This window comes from Hymenobacter aranciens, from assembly GCF_030580865.1.
Lineage (GTDB): Bacteria > Bacteroidota > Bacteroidia > Cytophagales > Hymenobacteraceae > Hymenobacter > Hymenobacter aranciens.
In genome coordinates this window covers 125,437-146,714 of record NZ_JAUQSY010000013.1, presented here as the reverse complement: position 1 = coordinate 146,714, position 21,278 = coordinate 125,437, and the positions used below count along the sequence as shown (strand labels likewise).

Annotated in this window: 19 protein-coding genes; 11 read left to right on the top strand and 8 right to left on the bottom strand. The window is 62.5% G+C overall.

The annotated features are described in order from the left end of the window. Positions 1–61 precede the first annotated feature (61 nt). Positions 62–817 carry a succinate dehydrogenase/fumarate reductase iron-sulfur subunit gene (locus tag Q5H93_RS18605; protein WP_305008162.1) on the top strand — a complete coding sequence of 252 codons (756 nt, stop codon included), beginning with the start codon at positions 62–64 and terminating at the stop codon, positions 815–817. 94 nt (positions 818–911) lie between these two features. Beyond that, positions 912–2,114: an MFS transporter gene (locus tag Q5H93_RS18600; RefSeq protein ID WP_305008148.1), complete on the top strand. Its 1,203-nt coding sequence runs from the start codon at positions 912–914 to the stop codon at positions 2,112–2,114. 94 nt (positions 2,115–2,208) lie between these two features. On the opposite strand, the gene Q5H93_RS18595 is transcribed toward Q5H93_RS18600, so the two are convergent. The 4 genes from Q5H93_RS18595 to Q5H93_RS18580 all read right to left on the bottom strand — a co-directional run bounded on the left by Q5H93_RS18595 (position 2,209) and on the right by Q5H93_RS18580 (position 6,171). Further along, positions 2,209–2,568 carry a hypothetical protein gene (locus tag Q5H93_RS18595; RefSeq protein WP_305008147.1) on the bottom strand — a complete coding sequence of 120 codons (360 nt, stop codon included), beginning with the start codon at positions 2,566–2,568 and terminating at the stop codon, positions 2,209–2,211. A gap of 52 nt (positions 2,569–2,620) precedes the next feature. Further along, on the bottom strand, positions 2,621–3,043 hold the full coding sequence (locus Q5H93_RS18590; protein ID WP_305008146.1) for a hypothetical protein: 423 nt from the start codon (positions 3,041–3,043) through the stop codon (positions 2,621–2,623). A 143-nt stretch (positions 3,044–3,186) separates the two neighbouring features. Further along, positions 3,187–3,849 (bottom strand): carboxypeptidase-like regulatory domain-containing protein, encoded by a 663-nt coding sequence (locus tag Q5H93_RS18585; protein WP_305008145.1) that lies wholly within the window; start codon positions 3,847–3,849, stop codon positions 3,187–3,189. A gap of 351 nt (positions 3,850–4,200) precedes the next feature. Further along, a complete protein-coding gene (locus tag Q5H93_RS18580; RefSeq protein ID WP_305008144.1) occupies positions 4,201–6,171 on the bottom strand; it encodes a TonB-dependent receptor plug domain-containing protein in 1,971 nt (656 codons plus the stop codon). 171 nt (positions 6,172–6,342) lie between these two features. Here Q5H93_RS18580 and Q5H93_RS18575 point away from each other — a divergent pair, with 171 nt between their 5' ends. The 3 genes from Q5H93_RS18575 (at position 6,343) to Q5H93_RS18565 (ending at position 10,788) form a co-directional block, all read left to right on the top strand. Next, a complete protein-coding gene (locus Q5H93_RS18575; RefSeq protein WP_305008143.1) occupies positions 6,343–6,870 on the top strand; it encodes an NADPH-dependent FMN reductase in 528 nt (175 codons plus the stop codon). Positions 6,871–6,937: 67 nt separating this feature from the next. Beyond that, positions 6,938–7,984, top strand: coding sequence for a cytochrome-c peroxidase (locus Q5H93_RS18570; RefSeq protein ID WP_305008142.1), 1,047 nt, complete (start codon positions 6,938–6,940; stop codon positions 7,982–7,984). Positions 7,985–8,328: 344 nt separating this feature from the next. Then, positions 8,329–10,788 (top strand): DUF5723 family protein, encoded by a 2,460-nt coding sequence (locus Q5H93_RS18565; protein WP_305008141.1) that lies wholly within the window; start codon positions 8,329–8,331, stop codon positions 10,786–10,788. Positions 10,789–10,987: 199 nt separating this feature from the next. On the opposite strand, the gene Q5H93_RS18560 is transcribed toward Q5H93_RS18565, so the two are convergent. Further along, the gene (locus Q5H93_RS18560) at positions 10,988–11,527 is read right to left on the bottom strand and encodes a DUF2062 domain-containing protein (protein WP_305008140.1); all 540 of its coding nucleotides are present in this window, start codon (positions 11,525–11,527) and stop codon (positions 10,988–10,990) included. Between the two features lie 72 nt (positions 11,528–11,599). On the opposite strand from Q5H93_RS18560, the gene Q5H93_RS18555 reads away from it, so the two are divergent. The 5 genes from Q5H93_RS18555 to Q5H93_RS18535 all read left to right on the top strand — a co-directional run bounded on the left by Q5H93_RS18555 (position 11,600) and on the right by Q5H93_RS18535 (position 16,903). Beyond that, positions 11,600–12,604 (top strand): YihY/virulence factor BrkB family protein, encoded by a 1,005-nt coding sequence (locus tag Q5H93_RS18555; RefSeq protein WP_305008139.1) that lies wholly within the window; start codon positions 11,600–11,602, stop codon positions 12,602–12,604. Between the two features lie 237 nt (positions 12,605–12,841). Beyond that, a complete protein-coding gene (locus Q5H93_RS18550) occupies positions 12,842–14,263 on the top strand; it encodes a DEAD/DEAH box helicase (RefSeq protein WP_305008138.1) in 1,422 nt (473 codons plus the stop codon). 58 nt (positions 14,264–14,321) lie between these two features. Then, complete coding sequence (locus Q5H93_RS18545) at positions 14,322–14,660, top strand: low molecular weight protein tyrosine phosphatase family protein (protein ID WP_305008137.1); 339 nt, start codon at positions 14,322–14,324, stop codon at positions 14,658–14,660. Between the two features lie 6 nt (positions 14,661–14,666). Then, on the top strand, positions 14,667–15,950 hold the full coding sequence (locus Q5H93_RS18540) for a hypothetical protein (RefSeq protein ID WP_305008136.1): 1,284 nt from the start codon (positions 14,667–14,669) through the stop codon (positions 15,948–15,950). Between the two features lie 8 nt (positions 15,951–15,958). After that, positions 15,959–16,903: a zinc-dependent peptidase gene (locus Q5H93_RS18535; RefSeq protein ID WP_305008135.1), complete on the top strand. Its 945-nt coding sequence runs from the start codon at positions 15,959–15,961 to the stop codon at positions 16,901–16,903. Positions 16,904–17,049: 146 nt separating this feature from the next. Here Q5H93_RS18535 and Q5H93_RS18530 read toward each other — a convergent pair whose 3' ends face one another. Both Q5H93_RS18530 and Q5H93_RS18525 read right to left on the bottom strand, forming a co-directional pair. After that, positions 17,050–18,597, bottom strand: coding sequence for an alpha/beta hydrolase family protein (locus Q5H93_RS18530; RefSeq protein WP_305008134.1), 1,548 nt, complete (start codon positions 18,595–18,597; stop codon positions 17,050–17,052). A gap of 75 nt (positions 18,598–18,672) precedes the next feature. Further along, positions 18,673–19,659, bottom strand: a complete 987-nt coding sequence (locus Q5H93_RS18525; RefSeq protein WP_305008133.1) for a fasciclin domain-containing protein — start codon at positions 19,657–19,659, stop codon at positions 18,673–18,675. 226 nt (positions 19,660–19,885) lie between these two features. Between Q5H93_RS18525 and Q5H93_RS18520 the strand changes: the two genes are divergently transcribed. Further along, complete coding sequence (locus Q5H93_RS18520) at positions 19,886–20,770, top strand: hypothetical protein (RefSeq protein ID WP_305008132.1); 885 nt, start codon at positions 19,886–19,888, stop codon at positions 20,768–20,770. A gap of 80 nt (positions 20,771–20,850) precedes the next feature. On the opposite strand, the gene Q5H93_RS18515 is transcribed toward Q5H93_RS18520, so the two are convergent. Next, positions 20,851–21,231, bottom strand: coding sequence for a hypothetical protein (locus Q5H93_RS18515; RefSeq protein ID WP_305008131.1), 381 nt, complete (start codon positions 21,229–21,231; stop codon positions 20,851–20,853). Between the last annotated feature and the right edge of the window lie 47 nt (positions 21,232–21,278).

Genomic DNA, 21,278 nt, shown 5'->3' with positions numbered 1-21,278 from the left:
TTTTAACTCATAACTCATAACTAACTAAGCTATGGCCGGCTCCAATCCCAACGCCAAACCGATGAACCTGACCCTGAACGTATGGCGGCAGCCAAACCGCGACGCGCAGGGGCAGATTGTGGAGTATAAAGTGAAGGACATTTCGCCTGATATGTCGTTCCTGGAAATGCTCGACGTGCTGAACGAAGACCTGCTGCACCAAGGGCAGGACCCGGTAGCATTTGACCACGACTGCCGCGAGGGCATTTGCGGCTCGTGCGACCTGTTTATCAACGGCCGCTCGCACGGGCCGGAGAAGGGAACGACGACCTGCCAGCTCCACATGCGCAAGTTTAGTGATGGGGATACCATCACGATTGAGCCCTGGCGCGCCCACGCCTTCCCGGTGAACAAGGACTTGAGCGTAGACCGTTCGGCGTTTGACCGCATTATTCAGGCGGGGGGCTACGTGAATGTGAACACCGGCGGGGCGCCGGATGGCAACGAAATTCCGATTCCGAAGGACATTGCAGACCGGGCGTTTGAGGCCGCCACCTGCATTGGCTGCGGCGCTTGCGTGGCGGCTTGCAAGAATGCTTCGGCGATGCTGTTTGTATCAGCTAAGGTGTCGCAGCTGGCTTTACTGCCGCAGGGGCAAGTGGAGCGCAAGACCCGCGTGGAGAACATGGTGGCCCAGATGGACATCGAGGGCTTCGGCGCCTGCACGAACATTGGCTCGTGCGCGGCGGAGTGCCCGGTGGGTATTTCGCTGGAGAATATTGCGATGTTGAACCGGGAGTTCCTGGCGGCGAAGGCTACTTCGAATAATCTGGCATAATAAGCCTGATTATTAACGATAAAAGAGGCGCGGCTGTTAGGCCACGCCTCTTTTGTTTTAACCGCTACCCTGGCCCGCCTCGTACTTTTGCCGCATGCCCCTCCCCTCGCGCCGCCTGCTGCTGCTTTACTCGATTCTGCTGGTAGATATCGTGGTGGCGGCGGCCGTGGGGCCGGTGGTGCCGGAGTTTGTGCGTGGGCTGTCGCGGCCGGAGTTGTGGCTGGCAGTGGGCACGGGAGTGTTTCTGGGGGTACAGCTGTTTTCGGCACCGCTGCTGGGGCGGCTGAGCGATGGATACGGGCGGCGGCCCATCTTTATTTTTTCGGCTTTAGGCACGCTGCTGGCCAATGGCCTGTTGCTGCCCATCAGGACGGGGCTGTACTTCGTGAACCGGGTTTCGGACGGGGCTACGAACGGGATGTACGCCACGGTGAACTCGGCGCTGACGGATTTGTCGCCGCCGGAGCGGCTGTTTCGCAACCTGGGGCTGGCGGGCAGCATTATGTCGCTGGGCTTCGTGCTGGGGCCGATGCTGTCGGGCCTGCTGCTGACGGCGCTCGACGTGCCGCCGGCCCAGCAGGCCACCTACGTCATCCGGCTGGCGGTGGTGCTAGCGGCGCTGAACGTGCTGCTAAGCTGGTGGCTGCCCGAAACCCACCCGCAGCACGGCGGCGTGCGCGGGGCCGAATTGCGCGCCGAACTGGCCCGCACCCTCAATCCGCTCACTCTTTGGGCGCGGCTGCAGGCCAAGGAGGCCACCAATCCCGGCATCCAGCGCATTGTGCTGACCCAGCTGGCCCTCACGCTGGCGTTGGGGTGCTATTTCTACTTCGTGCCCTACATCAGCCTGGGGGCGCTGCGCATGGATGCGCGGGCTATTTCGTACTTCTTCATCTTTTTCGGGGCCTTGAGCGTGGTGTTCAACTACGTCTTTTTCTCGTTGCTGGCCGACCGGATTGACCAGCAACGGGCCATCTTCTGGCTGGCGGCGCTGGGGGTGCCGGTGCTGCTTGCCTACGGGCTGGTGGGCGGCTCGCAGCCTTTGCTTTATGGCATTGTGGTGTTTGACTGCCTGACGTTTTCGCTTATTCCGGGGCTGCTGGGCGGGCTGCTGGCCCGGCGCACCACCGAGGCCGACCGGGGCGAGGTATTTGGGCTAAGCCAGGCGTTTCAGGGGCTGGCCAGCTTCGCCACGACGCTGGTTTATGGGACCTTGTCCGTACTGGATTTGCGGCTGCCCTGGGGGTGGTTTGCTCTATGCCTGGCGGTGGTCGCGTGGCTGAGCCGGCCGAAGTAAAAGGGCTATTGCCCCGCGCAAAGCCGCTGGTTGAACACAAGAAAGCCCGCTGGCAGCTATGCCAGCGGGCTTTTTATTCAGGCGAAAGCTACAACTAGCTCAGCGAAGCCGAGTGGGCTTTCATGATTTGACGGGCCTGGGCCAGGTTGGTGTCTTTCGAGTTCACGGCCAGGTAGATGAATTTGTCACCAGTGGGCGACAGTTTCAGCAGGTGCAGCTGGTCGGTGAGGGTCAGGAGGATATCCTGCAGGGTCTGGTTCAGCTTCAGGGCCTGGATGGCTTTCAGCTTCGACTTCACCACTTCGGTGTTGTAGGCAGCGGCGGTTTCGATGTCGAAATCGGCGATGTTGGCGTGCGAAGCCAGGGGCATACCGGTTTCAGTTTCAACTACGGCAACGGCTACCAAGGTGGGGAGGTCGGACAGGATGCCTTTTACGGTGTCTTTGGGAGACATAAAAAAATTAAGAAGGGGGTGTGAAAAAAATGTGGTTTTTAAAAACTATGGGTCAGTTGGCGTGACGCCGCATTATTTCTTTCGCGATTCCGAGGTTGGCATCGGCCATGCGCACAGCCAGGAAGCAGTACCACTCGCCGTTGTGCAGCGGGCGCAGGTGGTGCAGCTGGTCGTCGAGCATCAGGGTGCTGTCGAGCAGCTCGCCGCCGGGCCAGGCCCTTTTATCCAGCGCCTCGTTCATCGTGCGCATGATTTTCGCATAGCGCAGGCTGATATGGTTGGGGTTGTACTCTTTGCGGGAAGTGTAGGAGGCCAGCATCTTACCCGTAGCCAGCTCCACTACGCAGGCCATGAGCAACTCGGGCAGGTCGGCAAGCAGGCCTTCCAGAACGGTCTGGGCCTGACGGCCGTTTTCATCGGCAGTGGCCACGGTTATTTTTTTGACTTGCAGGCGGTTCAAAAACGAAAATATCATGGGTAGAAACAGCACAAAGCAACCGCTGGTGGAAAAGCAGGATTGCCGGGCAAGCGACTACTGGTCCGGCCGGCAATGGCCGGCCCAGTAGCTGCTCCCCTACCCCAGCGGCAAAGGCGCTGCGAAGGTAAGGACCAGGCGGCTTAGAACTGCCACCAATGGCGCTTCAGCTTCGGAGCATCGGCGCGGGGCAGCAGGGTCACGGTTTGCGTGCCGTGGCCATTCACCAGTACGTTCTCATCGCCGTAGCCACCGTAGCCAAACTGCAGGTTGGCAGAACGATTGGCAGGCACTACCATCGTGTAGCTTCCCGAAGCATCGGTGCTCACACCGCGGCCGCTGCGCTTGTCGAGCACGGTAGCGCCGATGAGCGGACGGCCGTTTTCGTCCAGAATGCGGCCGCTCACGGTGGTCATAGCCACGGTGCTTTCGGCGCTTTCGAGGTTAGCGGGCGTTTCGGCAGCAATGGTGGTGTCGGTGGGCAGGTTGGTGCTGGCGAAAGCCGCGCCACCAATCAGCGCCGCTACTACCAGCAAACCACCAGCACGCTGCCGGAAACGAGCCGGCTGGGTGCGGATGAGGTCGAACTGGTTTTGCAGCCAGCCCACCGGGCGCACGTCGTGGCCTTTGGCTTGCAGGGCATGGAAGCGCTGGTACGCTTCGCCACCTTTGCTGGGGTTGGCTTTGAAGTACGCGTCGACCAGCTCGGTATTTCTACCCGAGAGGTCACCGCGCAGATACGCATCCCGGAAGCCCGGCAGTAGGTCGCCGGTCTGGGGATGGAAAGGGTGTGTTGTTAATGCCATTGTTGTGAAAAAAAGTGTAGGATAATTGGGGGAGCTAAGGGGAGACGAGCGAAGTATCAGAAAGTTGTCCTAGCGCAATCGTGATACAAACGTACTTGAGGGAACCCGGCGCACCATACAGGATTCGTTGAACCGGGATTAATTCCCTGCCAACGACATTTTATGACTGGCTAAAAAAGTAAGCGCCGCAAGGGTTTCCCCATACGGCGCTTATAATTTGTTGTTATGGATGAGCTACCAGTTTGTTGCTACGGATAAGCCTATTAAATATCGATTAAAACCCAGGAGTGAGCGCCAAACCAATCAGGTTAGTATTCGTTGCTCGTGCCCTCTCACCATGTCTGGCGGGTCCTACTTCGCCAGGCGCACACGCACACCGGCCATCCACCAGCGGCCGGGCATCTGAGCGCCCAGCAGGTCGGCGTAGCTTTCGTCGAACAGGTTTTGGACCTGCGCGGTGGCCCAGAGGCGCTCGGGCAGCAGGGCCAGCTCGGCGCGGGCGTTGACGACGGTGTAGCTGGGCGTGAGCGTACTGCTGATAATACGAGGCGAGGGTGTGGTGGCCTGCGGGCTGCGCTGTTTCCATACGCCGCCCAGGGAGAAATTGCCCCAGCGGCTAGTAAAGGCCACATTGCCCGATACCAGATGCTTTGGCAAATTGGCCAAATACTGCGACACGATGGATTCGGCGTTTTGTACCCGTAGGTAGGTGTAGCCTACCTGGGCATCAAGCCGCATGTTAGAACTAAAGCTATAAGCCGTAGACACTTCCGTTTCCACTCCCTGCGTAGTCACGTCAAACAGGTTTTGAGCGAAGGCGTAGGTGGCAGTAGGATTGAGGTTGGGGCGGCCAGTGGTTTCCTGTATTGTGCTGCCGGTGGCGGCCACGTAGTCAATCAGATTCTGGCCCTGGCGGCGGAAATACGTAGTGTGCAGCGTGAGAAAAGGCAACGGCAGGTAATCGAGACCGGCCTCGTAATTCATAGTGCGCTCGGCCTGCAAGTCGGGGTTGCCTATCCGTACACCGGAGCTTAGTGGGCCAGGGGCCAGATAGTTGTTGTAGCGCTCGGTGAAATCGGCGGCCCGAATGGCCCGCCCGATGCCGGCCCGCACGGTGAGGTGCTCGCCTAGGGTTTGGCTAGCATTGAGTTGCGGCAGGAACTCAGTACCATAGGCGCGGTCGTGGTCGAGGCGCAGGCTGCCGGTGAGATTGAGACCCGCATAGGGAGTGACGGCGGCCACAGCGAAAGCACCGACGTGCCAAACGTCATGCTGGCCCCGGTCGGAGCTACGAATCTCGCGGCGGTCGGCTTGCCCGCCCAGCGTCAGCCGTACTTTATCAGATAGACGCTGCTGGTGTTGCAGTTGCACGTTGAAGTAGTGCATGAGGTGGTCGGCGGGCACGCTGGCTGGCGTGAAGCGGAATACGTCGGTGCTGGTGGTGCCTACCACCTGTACCTCAGTGCGGGCGCGCTCGTTCCATTCGTAGCGCAGCTGGCCCTGGTACCAGTCGCGGCTGGTAGTTTCGCGGGCCTGGTCGGCGGTGCTGGTGGTGTAGAAATACTGGGCGTTGAAGTCGCGCTGGTCGAAGCTGGCGCGGGCGGCGGCGCTGAGCCTGGCCGTAATTTCGGCTGCGGCCGAGATGGAGTAGGTGTTAGCCGCCAGGTCGTTGCGCTGGGTACTGGGCGCCGGGCGCCGCTGGCCGTCGGTGCTGTTGTTGAGCACGCCGCCGGCCAGGCGCAGGCCCTTATGCTGGCCGTAGAAGCCGGCGTTGGTCGATTTCAGGTTCCACTCGCCGGCCAGGAAAGTGGCCTGGGCCTCCATTGTGTCGGGGCGGTGGGTGGCGGCAAAAGTCTTGGTAACGATGTTGATGAAGCCGCCCACGGCATCGGGGCCGTAGAGGGCGGCGCCGGGGCCGCGCACGATTTCAATCTGCTCAATCTCGGCCGGGGTGATGGGCAGGTAGCCCGCGAAGTGGCCGGTGAGCGGGTCGTTGAGACGCATCCCGTCGAGCAACAGCAACACCTGGTTGAAGGTCGAGCCGCGCATCGTGATGTCGGCCTGGGCGCCGAAGCTGCCGCGGCTTTGCACCTCCAGGGCGGGCATGAGGCGCAGCAAATCGTCGAGCGAGGTGACGGGGTAGCGCGAGAGGGCGGCACCGGGCACCACGGTCACATAGCGGCCGGTCTGGCCCGCCACCTGGCCCAGGCGGGTGGCATACACGGTTACTTCGGTGAGCTGCCGGGTGCTGTCGGCGGGCGTTTGGGCGAGGGTGGGCAGCGTAGTGAGGGCGGCAAGGCCAGTCAGTACCAGTGGACGCATACAAAGGGCACGAGCCGGAGCCCGCTTTTAGGAAAATGGAGGGCGAAAACGGGGGCAAACTTACGCCCCAGCGCCCTGCCAAGCCGGACGGTGGCCCGAACTTTCGGCCACCTCAGCTGTCATTAAGCTGGCCGTAACGACTTTTGTATTCCATTCTCCGCTTCCTCTATTTTGATTACCGTCCTCATCGGCACCAACCGGCCCCGCTCCCGCGCCGGGCACCTGGCCCGGCTCTACGCCTCCATTCTCGCCGAGCTAGGTACCGAGCATCAGCTGCTGGACCTCGCCGAGCTGCCCGCCGACTTCACCACCACCGCCCTCTACCACAATGTGGGCAAGCACGATGACTTCAACCGCCTCGCCACCAAGCTAGCCGCTAGTGAAAAGGTTGTGTTTATCATTCCCGAGTACAACGCCTCTTTTCCGGGCGTGCTGAAGGCCTTCATCGACGGCCTGGCCTACCCCGGCGGCCTGCGCCATAAAAAGGCCGCCCTGGTGGGCTTGAGCAGCGGCGGGCAGGGCGGCCTGCTGCCCATGGCCCACCTCACCGACGTGCTGATGTATCTCGGCACGGCCGTGCTGCCGCAGCGCGTGCGCCTGCCGTTTGCTGACAAGTCGCTGACGCTGGAGGGTGAATTGACGGACGCGTTCGCGGTGCAACTATTGAGGGAACAGGCAGCCGCGCTGTTGGCGTTCTGAGAGCGTGTACCCCGAATTTCCAATTCGGGGTACACGCTCTAACGGCCGGCGGGCTTATTTTTACACCATGAAGCACTGGCTGCTGTTCGGATTATTACTCAGCCTCGGGCTCACCAGCTGCCACGACGACGCGGACGCGCCCACCATCGAGCCCATTCCTGGCGCGGAGCTGCCCAGCAACTTCCCGCCCGCGGTGTACGGCCCCGAGCAGAACCCGCCCGACCGCGCCACCTTCGAGCTGGGCCGCTCCTTGTTCTACGACCCGCAGCTGTCGCGCGACGGCAAGGTATCTTGCGGCTCTTGCCACCAGCAGTTTGCGGCCTTTTCGCAGGCTGGGCACACCCTGAGCCACGGCGTGGATGGCCGCCTGGGTACCCGCAACTCTCCGGCCCTGCAAAACCTGCGCTGGAAGCCCAGCTTCATGTGGGACGGCGGCGCCCATCATATCGAGAACCAGCCCATTGCCCCGCTCATGAACCCGGTGGAAATGGACGAAACGATGAACGGCGTGCTGGCGAAGCTCAACGCGAACGCGGGCTACCAAAAGCGTTTCGCGGCTATTTACAAGAGGTCGCCCATCGACTCGTACCAGCTGCTGCGGGCGCTGGCGCAGTTCACGGCGGCGCTCACATCCAGCAACTCGCGCTACGACCATTACGTGCGCCACGAAGCTGGCGGCACCCTCGATGCGGCCGAGCTGCGCGGGCTGGCGCTGGTGCAGGCCAAATGCGCCAGCTGCCACGCCACCGACCTGTTCACCGACGAAACTTTCCGCAACAACGGCCTCAGCAGCAGCTTCCCACTCGATTCGGGCCGGGCGCACATCACGGGCTTGCCTGCCGATGTGGGCCTCTTCAAAGTGCCCTCGCTGCGCAACGTGGCCCTGACGCCGCCCTACATGCACGATGGCCGGTTTGCCTCGCTGGCGCAGGTGCTGGCGCATTACGACCACGGTGTGCTGGCCTCCCCCACCCTCGATGCGGCGCTGCGCCCGGCGGGCGGACGGCTGGGCATTGCGCTCACGGCACTGGAGCAGCAGGATATTATTGCCTTCCTGCAAACGCTGACGGACCAGGAATTTATCAGCAACAAGCAGCTGGCCGAGCAGCCCTGATTCTGCCAGCGCAGGCAGTTGAACAGGGGGCTGAATTGGCCGATAAATTTCCGGAACTAGCCGATAATTTTGGCTGCTAAGCAGCCGGAAGCGCCGGAACTTTATTGACTACCTTCTGATAATACAATTACAACCTTGCCTGACGGGGCCCTGGGCGTGGGTAGCCACTTTTTTTTTGCAATTTTGTAGTAGTAAAGCCGGGCTTGCCGCAGGTTTCGGTCGGCGGCCGGGCGCTACATCTGGTTGCTGTTCACCTCTAGTTAATTGTTTTATTGATGCTACCCCTACCCTGCTTTCGCTCTACCGCGTGGCGCCCGCTCCTGGCGCTGATTTTTGGGCTGCTAATGAGCCGGACCACAGCCCAGGCCCAGGGCTGGACCGGCTTGGCCACCAGCAACTACAGCGGCACCAACGGCCTGTACTGGAACCCTTCCAGCATCGCCGACTCGCGCCACAAGTTCTACATCAACCTGGCCGGGGCCGACGTCAATTTCTACAACGACTACCTGGAGCTGGCCATGCCCTACACGCCCTGGCAGCTGGTGCGCGGCAAGGTGGGCAATGAATACCGCGACGGCAGCGGCAACGTGGTGTTTCAGCGCGACTACCTGCGCGAGACGGTGAACGGCCGCAGCAAGTTTGCCACCCTCAGCGCCGAGGCGCGGTTGCCTTCGTTCTTTATTTCGCTGGGGCCCAAGCAGAGCATCGCGTTTTCGAGCCGGGTGCGGGGCTTCGCGCAGGCCGTGAACGTGAGCGAGCCGCTGGCCCGCCTGGGTCGCTACGGCCTAGGCGAGGCGCAAGCCCTGGGCCTCACCGACCAGGTGCTAACCGACAACAGCTTCAACGTAAGCGTAAACGGTTTCCACGAATTTGCATTGAGCTACGCGCTGGCCACCACCGAAAACACCGACCATTTTATCAAAGCCGGGGTGACGCTGAAGTACCTCGTGGGCCTGGGCAGCGGCTACGTCAACAACCAGGGCGCGCAGTACCAAGTGTATAACGAGGATAGCATTCAGGTGCGCGACCGCCAGATGACCTACGGCACTACCGACTACGAATACTACCGCCGCGACGACTTCAAGGTGGGCGACTTCTACGGCCAGAACCGCCTGGGCCGCGGCTTTGGCGGCGACATTGGCGTGACCTACGAGTGGCGGCCCAAAGCCAGCACCTACAACTACAGCATGGACGGAGAGATGATTACCGACCATACGGCTAATAAGTACCGCCTCAAGGCCGGCCTGGCGCTGGTGGACCTCGGCGGCATCGTGTACAACAACAAGGATTACGTGCGCCAGACCGGCCTCACCAGCACCGGCACGGTGCAGCTGGGCTCGCTCGATACCATCCGCTACCGCAGCCTGGCTGACCTCGACAACACCGTGCAGCGGCTGGTCAACATTAACTCGAAAACCAAGCAGTTTACCAGCGTGCTACCGGCGGCCCTGAACCTGACGGCCGACTACCGCTTCCGCGAGCACCTCTACGTGGGCGCCGCCTGGCGGCAGAACCTGGTGCCGGCCCGCACCATCGGCAGCCGCGCCGCGAGCAGCGTGGCTCTTATTCCGCGCCTCGAATTTAGCCAGGCCGAGCTGAGCGTCCCGCTGATGCTGGCTAACAACTACGACAAGTTTCAGGTGGGTGCCATGGTGCGGCTGGGGCCGCTCACGGTGGGCTCCGACAACCTGGGTGGCATCTTCGGCGCCACCACCATCACGGGCTACGATGTGTACGCCTCGCTGGGCTTTGGGCTCGATAAGAAAAAGCCCAAGGACAAAGACAAGGATGGCGTGAGCGACAAGCTCGACAAGTGCCCCACCGTGAAGGGCACCTGGGAATTCCGCGGCTGCCCCGACCGCGACGGCGACCACGTGCAGGACAAGGACGACCTTTGCCCCGACGTGCCCGGCCTCGTGAAATTCAAAGGCTGCCCCGATACCGACAAGGACGGCGTGCAGGACAGCGAGGACCTCTGCCCTACCGAGCCCGGCCCCGTGGCCCTGCAGGGCTGCCCCGACCTCGACGGCGACGGCGTGGCCGACAAGGACGATAAGTGCCCCGAAGACCCCGGCGTGGTAGCCCTGCAAGGCTGTCCCGACCGCGACGGCGACGGCATCACCGATGCCGACGACAAGTGCCCCGACAACGCCGGCCCCGCCGAGCACCAGGGCTGCCCCGACACCGACGGCGACGGCACCTTCGACCCCGACGACAAGTGCCCCGCCGTGGCCGGCCCCGCCGACAACCAGGGCTGCCCCTACGTCGACACCGACCTCGACGGCACCTTCGACCACCTCGACGGCTGCCCCGCCGTGGCCGGCCCCGCCGAAAACAAAGGTTGCCCCTGGCCCGATACCGATGCCGACGGCACCCCCGACAACAAGGACCTGTGCCCCAAAACCCCCGGCCCGAAAACCAACAACGGCTGCCCGGTGCTCAAAAAGGCCGAGCAGAAAATCATTGCCACAGCCTTCGCCAACCTGGAGTTCCTGACCGGCAAGGACGTGATTCGCACCAAGTCGTACGCCTCGCTCAATGCCCTGGCCAAGCTGCTGCAGGCCAAGCCGGAGTTTCGCCTGCGCCTGAGCGGCCACACCGACAACGTAGGCAAGCCCGCCGCCAACCTGCTGCTCTCGCAGAAGCGCGCCGAAGCCGTGAAGCGCTACCTCACCAAGCGCGGCGTCCCCACTGAGCGCATCATGGCCGAGTGGTTTGGCCAGACCAAGCCGAAGGCCAGCAACAAAACGGCCGCCGGCCGGGCCCGCAATAGAAGGGTCGAGATGAAGGTGCTGTTTGAGTAAGCACCGGCCGTCAACCTCACCCCCTGCCCCCTCTCCCAAAAAGAGGGGGCACCGGTTCGGCTCAGAGTCATTCGATAGCCAATAGAAAATAGCCAATAGAAAGTAAAAAAGCCTGTCAAATGACAGGCTTTTTTATTGAACCCTTTTACACAAATTAGCTTCGCGCAAAACCAGTACCCCTCTTTTTTGGGAGAGGGGGTCAGGGGGTGAGGTGTTCCGCCTGCGCCTCCTGCGGCGACGGAACATTCCGCCGCGCCAACCTCCTGAACACCGGCCGCAGCCCAAAATAAAGCCCCACCGCCAGCGGCCCCGCCGCCAGCGCCCACAGTGCCAGCGCCCCCACCTGCGCCCGCCACAGCAGGCTCAGGGCCCCGCGCCAGTCGTGGCTGAAGAGATACTTGATGCGGGCAAACGTCAGGCCCCGGGCATCGACGCTGCCCATCAAAATAGCCCCCTGCCGCAGGGCCGGCAGCAGAATCAGGAGCTGCAAGGGACTCATCAGGTGCCCCACCAGCTGCATGGCAGCCACATTGAGCCGCAGCCGCAGGGCCGTGAAGGCGGCCAGCGGCGTAGTCACGCCCCACGACGGCACCAGCCCGATAATGGCGCCCAGGGCCACCGTGAGGGCCAGCTGCTCGGGCGCCAGGCCCTGCTTGAGCAGGTTGAGGAAAGGCTGCACCACGCGGCGGCGCAGCCAGCCGCCGGCAGGCGCGGGCGGCGGAAGAGAAGAATCGGACATGTAGGGAACGGCGCGGGAGCAGGGCGCGTATCTTCGCCCACTGCCGGCTCCGCGCCGAATAAGGTATAATTCATGGCAAAAGTAACCCCGCCCGCCGAGCTGCCGGGCCCTTGGTGGCGCGAGCTGCCCATTCTGCTGCACCGCGCCGGCCGCGAGCTGGGCGCCGCCGACCCCTTGCGGCTGGGCGCGGCCACGGCGTTTTTCACCTCGTTTGCCCTGCCGCCCATCCTCATCATCCTCATTGCGGTGCTGGGCTCACTCTACTCGGCCTCGCTGGTGCGCCTCATGCTGCTCACCAAAATCAGCAACCTGCTGGGCGCCCCGGCCGCTGGCCTGGTGGCCCAGATTGTGCACAACGTGGCCTCGCCCGACCGCAGCCACCTCGTCACGGTGCTGGGCTTCGTATTTCTGCTTTTCATCGCTACCACGCTCTTTACCATCATTCAGCACTCGCTCAATCAGCTTTGGCACGTACGGCCCCGGCGCAGTGCCGGGCAGGTGTCGTTGGCCCTGCGTGAGCGGGCGCGGGCGCTGGGCATTTTGCTGGCTACGGCGCTGCTGTCCATTCTGGCCTTCACGGCCGATGCGGCGCTCAACGTCTTCGCCGGCCTTATCGAGGACTTCGACGCTACCTTCGTGTATTACCTCGTGCGGGGGCTCAATGCGCTGGTAGGCTGGCTGATTCTGGCCACCTGGTTTGGGCTCACCTTTCGTACGCTGAGTCTGGCAAAGGTACCCTGGCGGGCCGTCACGCGCGGGGCGGCGCTCACGGCGCTACTCATCAGCCTGGGCGAGTTTGTGTTGGGCAAAGTGCTGGTAGCGCAGGATTTGGGGCCGGTGTATGGGCCGGCCTCCAGCCTGGTGCTGGTGCTGCTGTTCGTGTTCTACTCGGCCATGATATTCTACTTCGGCGCTGCCTTCACCAAGGCCTACGCCCACCGCATCGGGCTCGATATCCGGCCCAAGAAGTCGGCCGTGCGCTACCGGCTGGTGAACGTGGAGGACGAGGAACCGGCAGCCGGCAAACGCAAAAAACGTCCCGACCTGGTGGGGATGCCTACTCGTCCGGACGAGTGAGCATCCCCACCGAGTCGGGATGCCTATCGATGCGGACGAGTGCCCACCCCCACCGGGTCGGGATGCCTATCGATGCGGACGAGTGAGCATCCCGACCAGGTGGGGATGCCTATCGACGCGGACCGGGTGCCATCCCGACCTAGTCGGGATGCCTGTCGATGCGGACCGGGTGCCATCCCGACCGGGTTAGCCCTTCCGACCAAAAGGCAACGGGCGCAATAGCGGTACCTTTGCCCCGTGCAAACTCCTGACTCCCCCGCCGCCTCCCCTTTCGCCGCCTTCGGCCTCGCCCCCGCCCTGCTGGCCGGGCTGGCCGATTTGAGCTTCACCGAGCCCACCCCGGTGCAAACCCTGGTGCTGCCCGCCGTGCTCGACGGCCAGGACGTGGCCGGGCAGGCCCCCACCGGCTCGGGCAAAACCGCCGCTTACGGCCTGGCCATCCTCCAGCAAGTCGACGTGGCTCTGCCGCAGGTGCAGGCCATCGTGCTGGTGCCCGCCCGCGAGCTGGTGCTGCAGGTGCGCGACGCCATCAAGAGCCTCGGCAAGCACCTGCCCAACCTGCGCGTGGCCGGCTACTACGGCGGCCACGCCATGCGCGACGAGGTGAAAGGCATGCAGGAACACCAGCTGCCGCACATCATCGTGGCCACGCCCGGCCGCCTGCTCGACCACCTCGAGCGCCGCACCTTCATCCCGAACCAGATTAAGAGCCTGGTGCTTGACGAGGCCGACAAGCTGCTCGACCTGGGCTTCCAGGAGGAAATGGCCACCATCATCAGCCGCTTGCCACGCCGCCGGCAGACGCTGTTGTTCTCGGCCACTATGCCCGATAAGGTGCTGAACCTGGTGCGCGAGCACCTCACCAAGCCCCGCGTGATGAACGCCGGCGGGGAGCAGGAAGGCAGCCGCCTGCCCGAAAACCTCACCATCCACGGCCACCTGCTAGCCGCCGAAAACCAGAAGCCCGCCGCCCTCTATCACCTCGTGAGCCAGCCCGAGGCCGGCAAAAGCCTCATCTTCGCTAACACCCGCGACCGGGTGGAGGAGCTGGCCCGCTTCCTGCGCGGCCGGGGCCTGCTGGCCGACGCCCTGCACGGCAAAATGCTGCAGCCCGAGCGCGACAAGGCCATGCTGAAGCTGCGCAACGGCTCCATCCACATCCTGGTGGCCACCGACGTAGCCGCTCGCGGCCTCGACATCAACGACCTCGGCACGGTGGTGCAGTTCGACCCGCCCCACGATGCCGACACCTTCCAGCACCGCGCCGGGCGCACGGCCCGCGCCGGGGCCACCGGCACCGCCCACCTGCTGCTCACCACGCCCGAGCAGCACAAAATCCAGCCCTGGCCCGTGACCAGCAGCGTGCAGTGGGCCCGCCTCACGCCCCCGCCCCTGCCGGCCGCCCTGCCCAAGCCCCCGCGCCCGAGCACCGTCACGCTGCACGTGTCGGCCGGCAAGCGTGAGAAAATCAGCCGCGGCGACTTGGCCGGCGCCTTCGTCAGCCTCGGCGGCCTGGAGCGCGAAGCCGTGGGCCGCATCGAGGTGTTCGACCACTACAGCTTCGTAGCCGTGCCCGAAGAAGTAGCTGCTGAGGTGCAAGCCCGCATGGACGGCGCCAAGGTAAAGGGCAAGAAGGTGAAGGTGGCCGTGGTGCGGTAAGCACGTGTACCCCGACCTTCGGTTCGGGGTACACGTGCTGATTTCTTCCATACGCTACATGCAAATCCTTTTCATCTGCAGCCAGAACAAGTGGCGCAGCCTTACCGCCGAAGGCCTCTTCGACGACCACCCATACTACGAAGCCCGCTCAGCCGGCACCGAGCCCGGCGCGCGGGTGCGCGTCACGGCCGGCCACCTGGGCTGGGCCGAGGTCATTTTCGTGATGGAGCGCCGCCACGCCGACCGCCTGCGCGAGAAGTTCGCCGCCGAGCTGCGCGGCAAACCGCTCATCATCCTGCGCATTCCCGATAAATATCAGTTTGGCGATGTTCAGCTCATTGCCCTGCTGTGCGAGCGGCTGAGCCCACACTTGCCCTTACTTCCGGCAGAAAATTAATAGCCTATGCTGCTTCGTTTACTTTTGCTACTGTTCTTTTCGTGTATCACTTTCGGCAGCCTTGCCCAAGTGTACGAGCCGGGCTGGCTGGTGCGCAGCAACGGCGACACGCTGCGCGGCGAGATAGAAAATGGCTTCTGGCGGGAGCCGCCGCCGTTTATTCACTACCGGGCCACGGCCGGCAGTGCCAGCCAGCTGTTTCAGCCGCGGCAGCTGCGGGCGGTGCAGTTCACCGGCGGGCGCTACTTCCGCTACCTGGCCCTGCCCGTCGACCACGCCGCCCACACCCACCTCGACCGCCTCGAGCGGGGCCTGCACTATGATGTACAAACCGACTCGCTGCTGGCCGAGGTGCTGGTCGAAGGCCACCTCAGCCTGCTGCGGGTGCGGTTGCCGAGCGCCACGCACTACTTCCTGCTGCAGCCCGGCCATCCCGTGCTGGAGCTGAGCGAGCGGCAGTACCTGCGGCAGCTGGCCACCGGCTCCTGGGCCACCGCCGACGGCAACAACTACCGCGGCCAGCTGGGCACCTACTTCGGCACCTGCCCGGCGGCCTTCGCCGCGCTGCAACACACCGCTTTCACGGCCGACGACCTAACCGCCGTGGTGCTCACTTACAACGAGCAGTGTACTCCTGCCCGCCAGGCCGGCCGCCACTGGGTGGCCCAGGCCAGTCCCCGCCGCCGCATGGCGCTACGGGGCGGCGTGCTGGCCGGGGGACGCTACCATCACATTCCCAACCTGGGTGTGCCTGCCGCCGTGCCCTGCGTCGATTGCGGTCTGCATCCTTTCGCAGGCCTCTACGCCGACCTGCTGCAGCCGGGCCGCGTCAGCGCCTTCACCGGCGAATTCAGCCTGCAGCGATTTCAGAGTCAGGGGTTCCAGTTCTTTGGCCCGCCTACCTTTCAGTACCGCGCCTGGCTGGGCACGGCCCGGCTGGGGGTGCGTTTTTTATATCCGCTGCCACGCGAGCAGCAGGTGCTTTTCGGCTTCGGCTACGAGCTGGCCTGGGTGCTGGCTCCCGTGGTGACGGCCGGCACAGCTACCGCTGACGAGCTTAAGAGCCAAGAGTATGCGCCGCCCGCGCTGCTGCCTCACTTCGTGCTGGGCTGGCGGCAGCAGCGCCTCACCATCAGCGCCGATGCCCAGCTGTATAACGTTGAAGGTGGGGGCGACTTCAGCCAGCGACTATTTGGCACGGGCTACGCGCTGCGTCTGGCCACAGCTTACCGCCTGGGCCGCAATCCCGATGCCCCGAAGCAGCCAACCTCCGCCGCCGGCGGCCGTTAAAGCCGCCCATGCCCTATTTCGTTTCGCTGGCCGTGCTGGCCGCCATCGTCTACGCTTTCTACCGCTACGCCACCGCCGACTCACGTCTGCGCGCGGCCGCGCTGGCCCAGGAGTTTCCGGCCGCCTGGCGAACTATTCTTAGTGAACGGGTAGCCTTCTATCTGGCTCTGAATGAGCCTGAAAAACAGCATTTCGAGCGGCAGGTGCAGTTGTTCCTGGCCGCCACGCGCATCACCGGCATTCAGACCGAAGTCGATGACGCCACCCGGCTGCTGGTCGCCGCCTCGGCCCTGATTCCTATCTTTGGCTTCCGCGACTGGGAGTATCGCAACCTGGGCGAGGTGCTCATCGTGCCCGACGCCTGGCAGCTCGCCAACGACCCTGGTAAGGAGCTGCGTCCGCTGCAGGGCACCTTGCTCGGCTCGGTGCAAGGCTTTCAGAACCACCACTACATGCGCCTTTCCAAAGCCTCGCTCGAACAAGGCTTCCGCGACGGCCTCGACCGCCAGAATGTGGGCGTCCACGAATTTGCCCACCTGCTCGACGAAGCCGATGGCGAAATTGATGGTATCCCCAAGGCCACCCTCCCGCCCGAACTGCTCCGCCCCTGGGCCGAGGTAATGCAGCGCGAAATTGCCGCCATCCGGGCCGGCAAATCCGAAATCAACGACTACGCCGGCACCAACGAAGCCGAGTTTTTCGCCGTCGTCACCGAGTATTTTTTCGAAAAGCCCGAGGCCCTGCAGGAGCATCACCCCGAGCTCTACGACCTCCTCAGCCGCGCCTTCCGGCAAAACCCCAAGAAGCGCTTCCTGGGCTTAGCCGTGGACCCGCGCGAGTGGCTCAAGCGCCTGCGCAGCCGCGGCAAGCTCGGCCGCAACTCGCCCTGCCCCTGCGGCAGCGGCCGCAAGTACAAGGACTGCCATTTGCTGACGGGTGACATGATAAAGTGAGGAGCTAAAAAGATGTCATGCTGAACATTCCGCGCATCAAGCGGTGATGAAGCATCTGGCTTGTGATAGCAAACCCTAACAATTAGGATTGCTTACGACGTTGACGAGGTCCTTTCGTTACGCTCAGGATGACGTTCTGTTTGTTCTTACTTCGCCTGCTGCGACACCCAGTCGCGCACCGCCTCCAGCATCGCCGGCGCAATAATCGGCTCCGATTTCTGCCCATCGGCGCTAGCCAGCAGCTGCGCCGCCGGCGCCTGAAACTGGTGATTGACACCTAGCAACCGGCGGACCGTCAGCTTCTTATTGTTCTTCAGGCCTTTCTCCAGCGCCGCCAGGTTCGGCTCGGCTTCCACCTCGATATCGTCGGTGCCCTGCAGCAGCAGCACGGGGCACTGCACCTTGCCTAGCTCCAGGCGCGGGTCGAAACGCACGAAGGAGCGGTTCCAGGGCGAGGTAAAATCGACGGCCCGCGTGCGCAGCACGGCGGGGTTTTCGTCGGGGTAGCGCTGGCGCAGCATGTTCACCACAATAGCTTGGGCCTGGTCGTTACCAGGGGTTTGCTTCACAATTTCGAGCATCGAGCGGCGAAACTTTAGCATGGCCTCGGCCTGCTTGCGGTCCTCATTACGCATCTTCAATTGCTGCTGCCCTAGGTAAGTTTCTATCTGGGCGGCGTTGGAGCCGGAGGCGCGCAGCTTCTCAGCCTGCACCAGGATTTCCCGTTTCATTTTGCGGCGGGCCACGCCAGCCTGGGCCGTATCCGCGGGGTTCACGGGCTCGGGTTGGCGGGCCAGCAGCTCCTGCCCCATCAGGCCCGAGGCGGCCAGCGTAATCACGAAGTTGGGCGCCAGCGGCTGCCCGGCGGCCAGCAGCGCCACGTTGCCGCCCTCGCCGTGTCCAATCAGCCCAATGTGCGCCGGGTCGATGCTCGACTGCGTGCGCAGGTAGGCCAGCCCGGCCTGGGCGTCCTGTACGCGGTCGGCGGTAGTAGTGGTGGCAGTGCTGCCGCCCGACTGGCCCACGCCGCGGTCGTCGAGCCGCAGCACCGCAATGCCGTAGCGCGACAAGTAGTTAGCCAAGCCGCCAAACAGCCGGTAGTGGCCCACGGTGGCGTCGCGGTCCTGCATCCCCAGGTCCGACAGCAGCACCACGGCCGGAAATGGCCCGTCGCCATCCGGAATGGTAAGGCTGCCGCCCAGCGCTATTTTCTCCGGGCCACTGGCGAGCTTCACCGGCTCGGTGCGGTAGGTGCTGACGAACAGCGGCGCGGTGGTCGGGTCGGTTCCTTCCGGCGCCTCGGCCCCGGCGGCCGTGGCCCGCACCAGCGTCAGCGGGGCTTTGAAACCCGTCTGCCGCCACTTGCCGCGCAGCTCGCTGCCATCCACCGAGCGGCGGCAGGTAAAGCGGCACTCCGCCGTGGCCGCAAAAAATTCCACCGAGTCGCCCCGCAGCGTCACCGTCATGGGGTAGCGGGCCATTTTCTTCACCGGCAGCAGTAGCTCGGCCGTGGGCCGGCCCGCCGTCGCTTCCTGCACCGTAATCTGAATGGGCTGGGCGCCGCCGGGCACCGCCAGCGGCCCCTTCCAGGTGCCCGCCAGGCCAGTGCCGCCTTTCGGGGCCTGCGCCAAAGTCCAACCGGGCAGCAGCCAGATAAGCAACACAATACCCGCCAGGGAGAGTAGGTTTTTCATTACTGCAAAAGCTATTCGCCCCCGGCGCCGGGTAGGGTTTCGGGAACTATACACGTTTGGGAAAGGAGCCCCAAATTACAGCAAAACCTTGTCGATAACGTGAACCACCCCATTGGTGCACTGCACGTCGGGAATAACCATGTTGGCCGGTGCAGTGTTGCCGGGGCCCTTCACCGTCAGTGTGCCGTTATTGAACGGCCCCAGTTGCAACTGCGCGCCGCCGAAGGCCGGAACGGCCGTATTTTCCGGCAGTTCCGAGGTGAATTTGTCGCCCAGCAGCAAGTTGGTTCCCGCGTTATTATACAGTACATGATTAGCCAGGATGCCCGTCAGCACCGCCACATCCATCTGGTTGATGGCGTCGATGCTGGGAATACCGGCATCCTTGAAAGCCTGGTCGGTAGGCGCAAATACCGTGTAGTTGTTGCCGGGCTGCGACAGCAGCCCCTGCAGATTGCAATGCAGCACGGCCGCTACCAGAAACGTCAGCTCGGGCTTCACAAATGCGCCACCCGATTGCAAAGCAACGGCCGACTCTACCACATTGCCCCCCGTAGCCAGCAATACCTTGTCAATTACGTGCACCACGCCATTGGCCGCCTTCACATCGGTAGCCAGAATTTTCGAGCCGTTCACATACAGGTCGTTGCCGCGCTTGATGTAGCGCCGGGTCAGGCCCGACAGCGCCGAGGGCGAGCTGCCACCCGGCTGCAGGCTGCTGCCGGGCAGCAATCCTCCCGCCACGTGGTACAATAGCGTGTTCGTGAGAAACGGTTTCTGCAGGGCATCCAAATCGGCCGCCTGCACCAAACCCAGCCGCGCAAACGCGGCATTAGTCGGCGCAAACACGGTATAGTTGCCCGCCGGGTCATTTAGATTTTTATTGGATAGAACAATGGCCACATCACCCCGAATGGCAGCATCTTCCAATACCTGGAAATCCGGGTTGGCCACGGCGATGCTGGCAATCGACGGGGCTTCGTCGTCTTTCTTATCGCAGGCAGTCAGGAAAGCCAGGCTCAAGCACAGGCCAAGCACTTTGCTTATGAAAAAGTAATTCATGGGATTACGGCAAAAAAGAGCAGCCCACTGCTGCTCTAGGTAAAATGAGCCATGAAGTAACGAAATTTTTCTCGCTTCGGATTGCGCTCCCATAAATCCGATTACCGACGACCTTACGTACGTCTGCCGATTCTCATTTTGGGAACCGCTCGCATTTTATGTTTTTTGGAAAAATCCAATGCTGCGCCGTAGCTTGGTATCCGCTTCTGCAAACCAGTAGTTCCTTATGGCTCATACGTACTCTTCGCTCAGCCTGCTGAGCCTAGCTCTCAGCTTCTCCTTTGCGGCTCACAGCCAAAGCATCGTGGGCGGCTTCATGGCCGGCAAGGGCCACGGCTCGGTCGTTATTTCGGGTACTACCGAGCAATACCACAACGTATTCCTGGTACCGGAAAAGGTTGATGGCGTGCCGATTTTCAACGAAATCCGCATCAACTCGCTCAATCTGTACGCCACCTACGGCATCACCGACAAGATTGACGTCATCGTCACCCTGCCCTACATCCGCTCCGAGGGTCAGGCGAATATCCGCGCCTTCACTACGGGTAACTACACCAATTCCCGCGAAGGTCTGCAGGATATCACCGGCGCCCTCAAGTTCAAAAGCTATTCCAAAGAACTAGGCAACAGCATTCTCGACGTGATGGGCGTCGTGGGCGTGAGCACGCCCGCCAGCAATTACCAGTCGAACACTGGTCTCGAGTACATTATCGCCATCGGCAACCGCGCCACTAAAGTAGCCGCCTCAGGCCTGTTGCACCTCAAAACTGTGTCGGGCGTATTTGTGACCGGGCAGGCGGGCTATAGCCTACGTAGCGGCCGCGTACCCAACGCTTTCATCAGCGAGGGCAAAGTTGGCTACGCCGGCCCCAAAACCTACATCGATGCCTACGTCTCGGTCCAGAAATCAAACGGCGGCACCGACGTCATCCAACCCGGCTTCGACGGCTTTTTCCCCGCCACACGCGTTGATTATGTACGCATTGGCGCCAGTGCCTTCCGCCCCATCGCCAAGGGCCTCGGCCTCACGTTGGGCGTGAGCCGCTACGTAGCCGGCCGCAACCTCGGCCAATCGACGGGCTTTTCGGCTGGTATTGCGTATAATATATAATAGTAAATCAACGTTCTGCAGGACTATTTTTTCTTATTTATAAGCGGTGGTAGGCGTGCTACCGCTTATTTTTTGCTCTTTCAGATGCCCTGTAGCAGCCGCGCCAGTTCTTGGTTGCCCACCCAGCCCTGGCTTTCCCGCATTGCAATTAGCAGGTACTTCTTTGCTTCCTCCAGCGAGGCAGCTTCTCCCTTCACGTAGGCGCCCTTCCACGGACTTTTATCGGCCGGCAGTAAATACTCAACATAATACTCTTGTGCCCCGGCACTTACAACGATAATAAACCAGCTGGACTCCCAATTGCTGGCATTCTGGATAACCAGCCGGGCAAGAGAAGTCAAGCCCCACAACTGAGTTTCCTTAAACATCTCATTTACCATTGCCAAGAAGCGTAGCATATTTTCGGCTACGTCCTGAGAATGAGAATTCCCCTCACCAATTTGAACGTAGAATTGCTCCAACGTCGCGCTAGGTTGGTCGACACTACGTGTAATTGGCATTTGCTATA

Bases quoted from the DNA above. Each gene is read 5' to 3' on its own strand.
- Q5H93_RS18605 (WP_305008162.1), top strand. From the start codon at position 62: ATGAACCTGACCCTGAACGTATGGCGGCAGCCAAACCGCGACGCGCAG.
- Q5H93_RS18600 (WP_305008148.1), top strand. From the start codon at position 912: ATGCCCCTCCCCTCGCGCCGCCTGCTGCTGCTTTACTCGATTCTGCTG.
- Q5H93_RS18595 (WP_305008147.1), bottom strand. From the start codon at position 2,568: ATGTCTCCCAAAGACACCGTAAAAGGCATCCTGTCCGACCTCCCCACC.
- Q5H93_RS18590 (WP_305008146.1), bottom strand. From the start codon at position 3,043: ATGATATTTTCGTTTTTGAACCGCCTGCAAGTCAAAAAAATAACCGTG.
- Q5H93_RS18585 (WP_305008145.1), bottom strand. From the start codon at position 3,849: ATGGCATTAACAACACACCCTTTCCATCCCCAGACCGGCGACCTACTG.
- Q5H93_RS18580 (WP_305008144.1), bottom strand. From the start codon at position 6,171: ATGCGTCCACTGGTACTGACTGGCCTTGCCGCCCTCACTACGCTGCCC.
- Q5H93_RS18570 (WP_305008142.1), top strand. From the start codon at position 6,938: ATGAAGCACTGGCTGCTGTTCGGATTATTACTCAGCCTCGGGCTCACC.
- Q5H93_RS18565 (WP_305008141.1), top strand. From the start codon at position 8,329: ATGAGCCGGACCACAGCCCAGGCCCAGGGCTGGACCGGCTTGGCCACC.
- Q5H93_RS18560 (WP_305008140.1), bottom strand. From the start codon at position 11,527: ATGTCCGATTCTTCTCTTCCGCCGCCCGCGCCTGCCGGCGGCTGGCTG.
- Q5H93_RS18555 (WP_305008139.1), top strand. From the start codon at position 11,600: ATGGCAAAAGTAACCCCGCCCGCCGAGCTGCCGGGCCCTTGGTGGCGC.
- Q5H93_RS18545 (WP_305008137.1), top strand. From the start codon at position 14,322: ATGCAAATCCTTTTCATCTGCAGCCAGAACAAGTGGCGCAGCCTTACC.
- Q5H93_RS18540 (WP_305008136.1), top strand. From the start codon at position 14,667: ATGCTGCTTCGTTTACTTTTGCTACTGTTCTTTTCGTGTATCACTTTC.
- Q5H93_RS18535 (WP_305008135.1), top strand. From the start codon at position 15,959: ATGCCCTATTTCGTTTCGCTGGCCGTGCTGGCCGCCATCGTCTACGCT.
- Q5H93_RS18530 (WP_305008134.1), bottom strand. From the start codon at position 18,597: ATGAAAAACCTACTCTCCCTGGCGGGTATTGTGTTGCTTATCTGGCTG.
- Q5H93_RS18525 (WP_305008133.1), bottom strand. From the start codon at position 19,659: ATGAATTACTTTTTCATAAGCAAAGTGCTTGGCCTGTGCTTGAGCCTG.
- Q5H93_RS18520 (WP_305008132.1), top strand. From the start codon at position 19,886: ATGGCTCATACGTACTCTTCGCTCAGCCTGCTGAGCCTAGCTCTCAGC.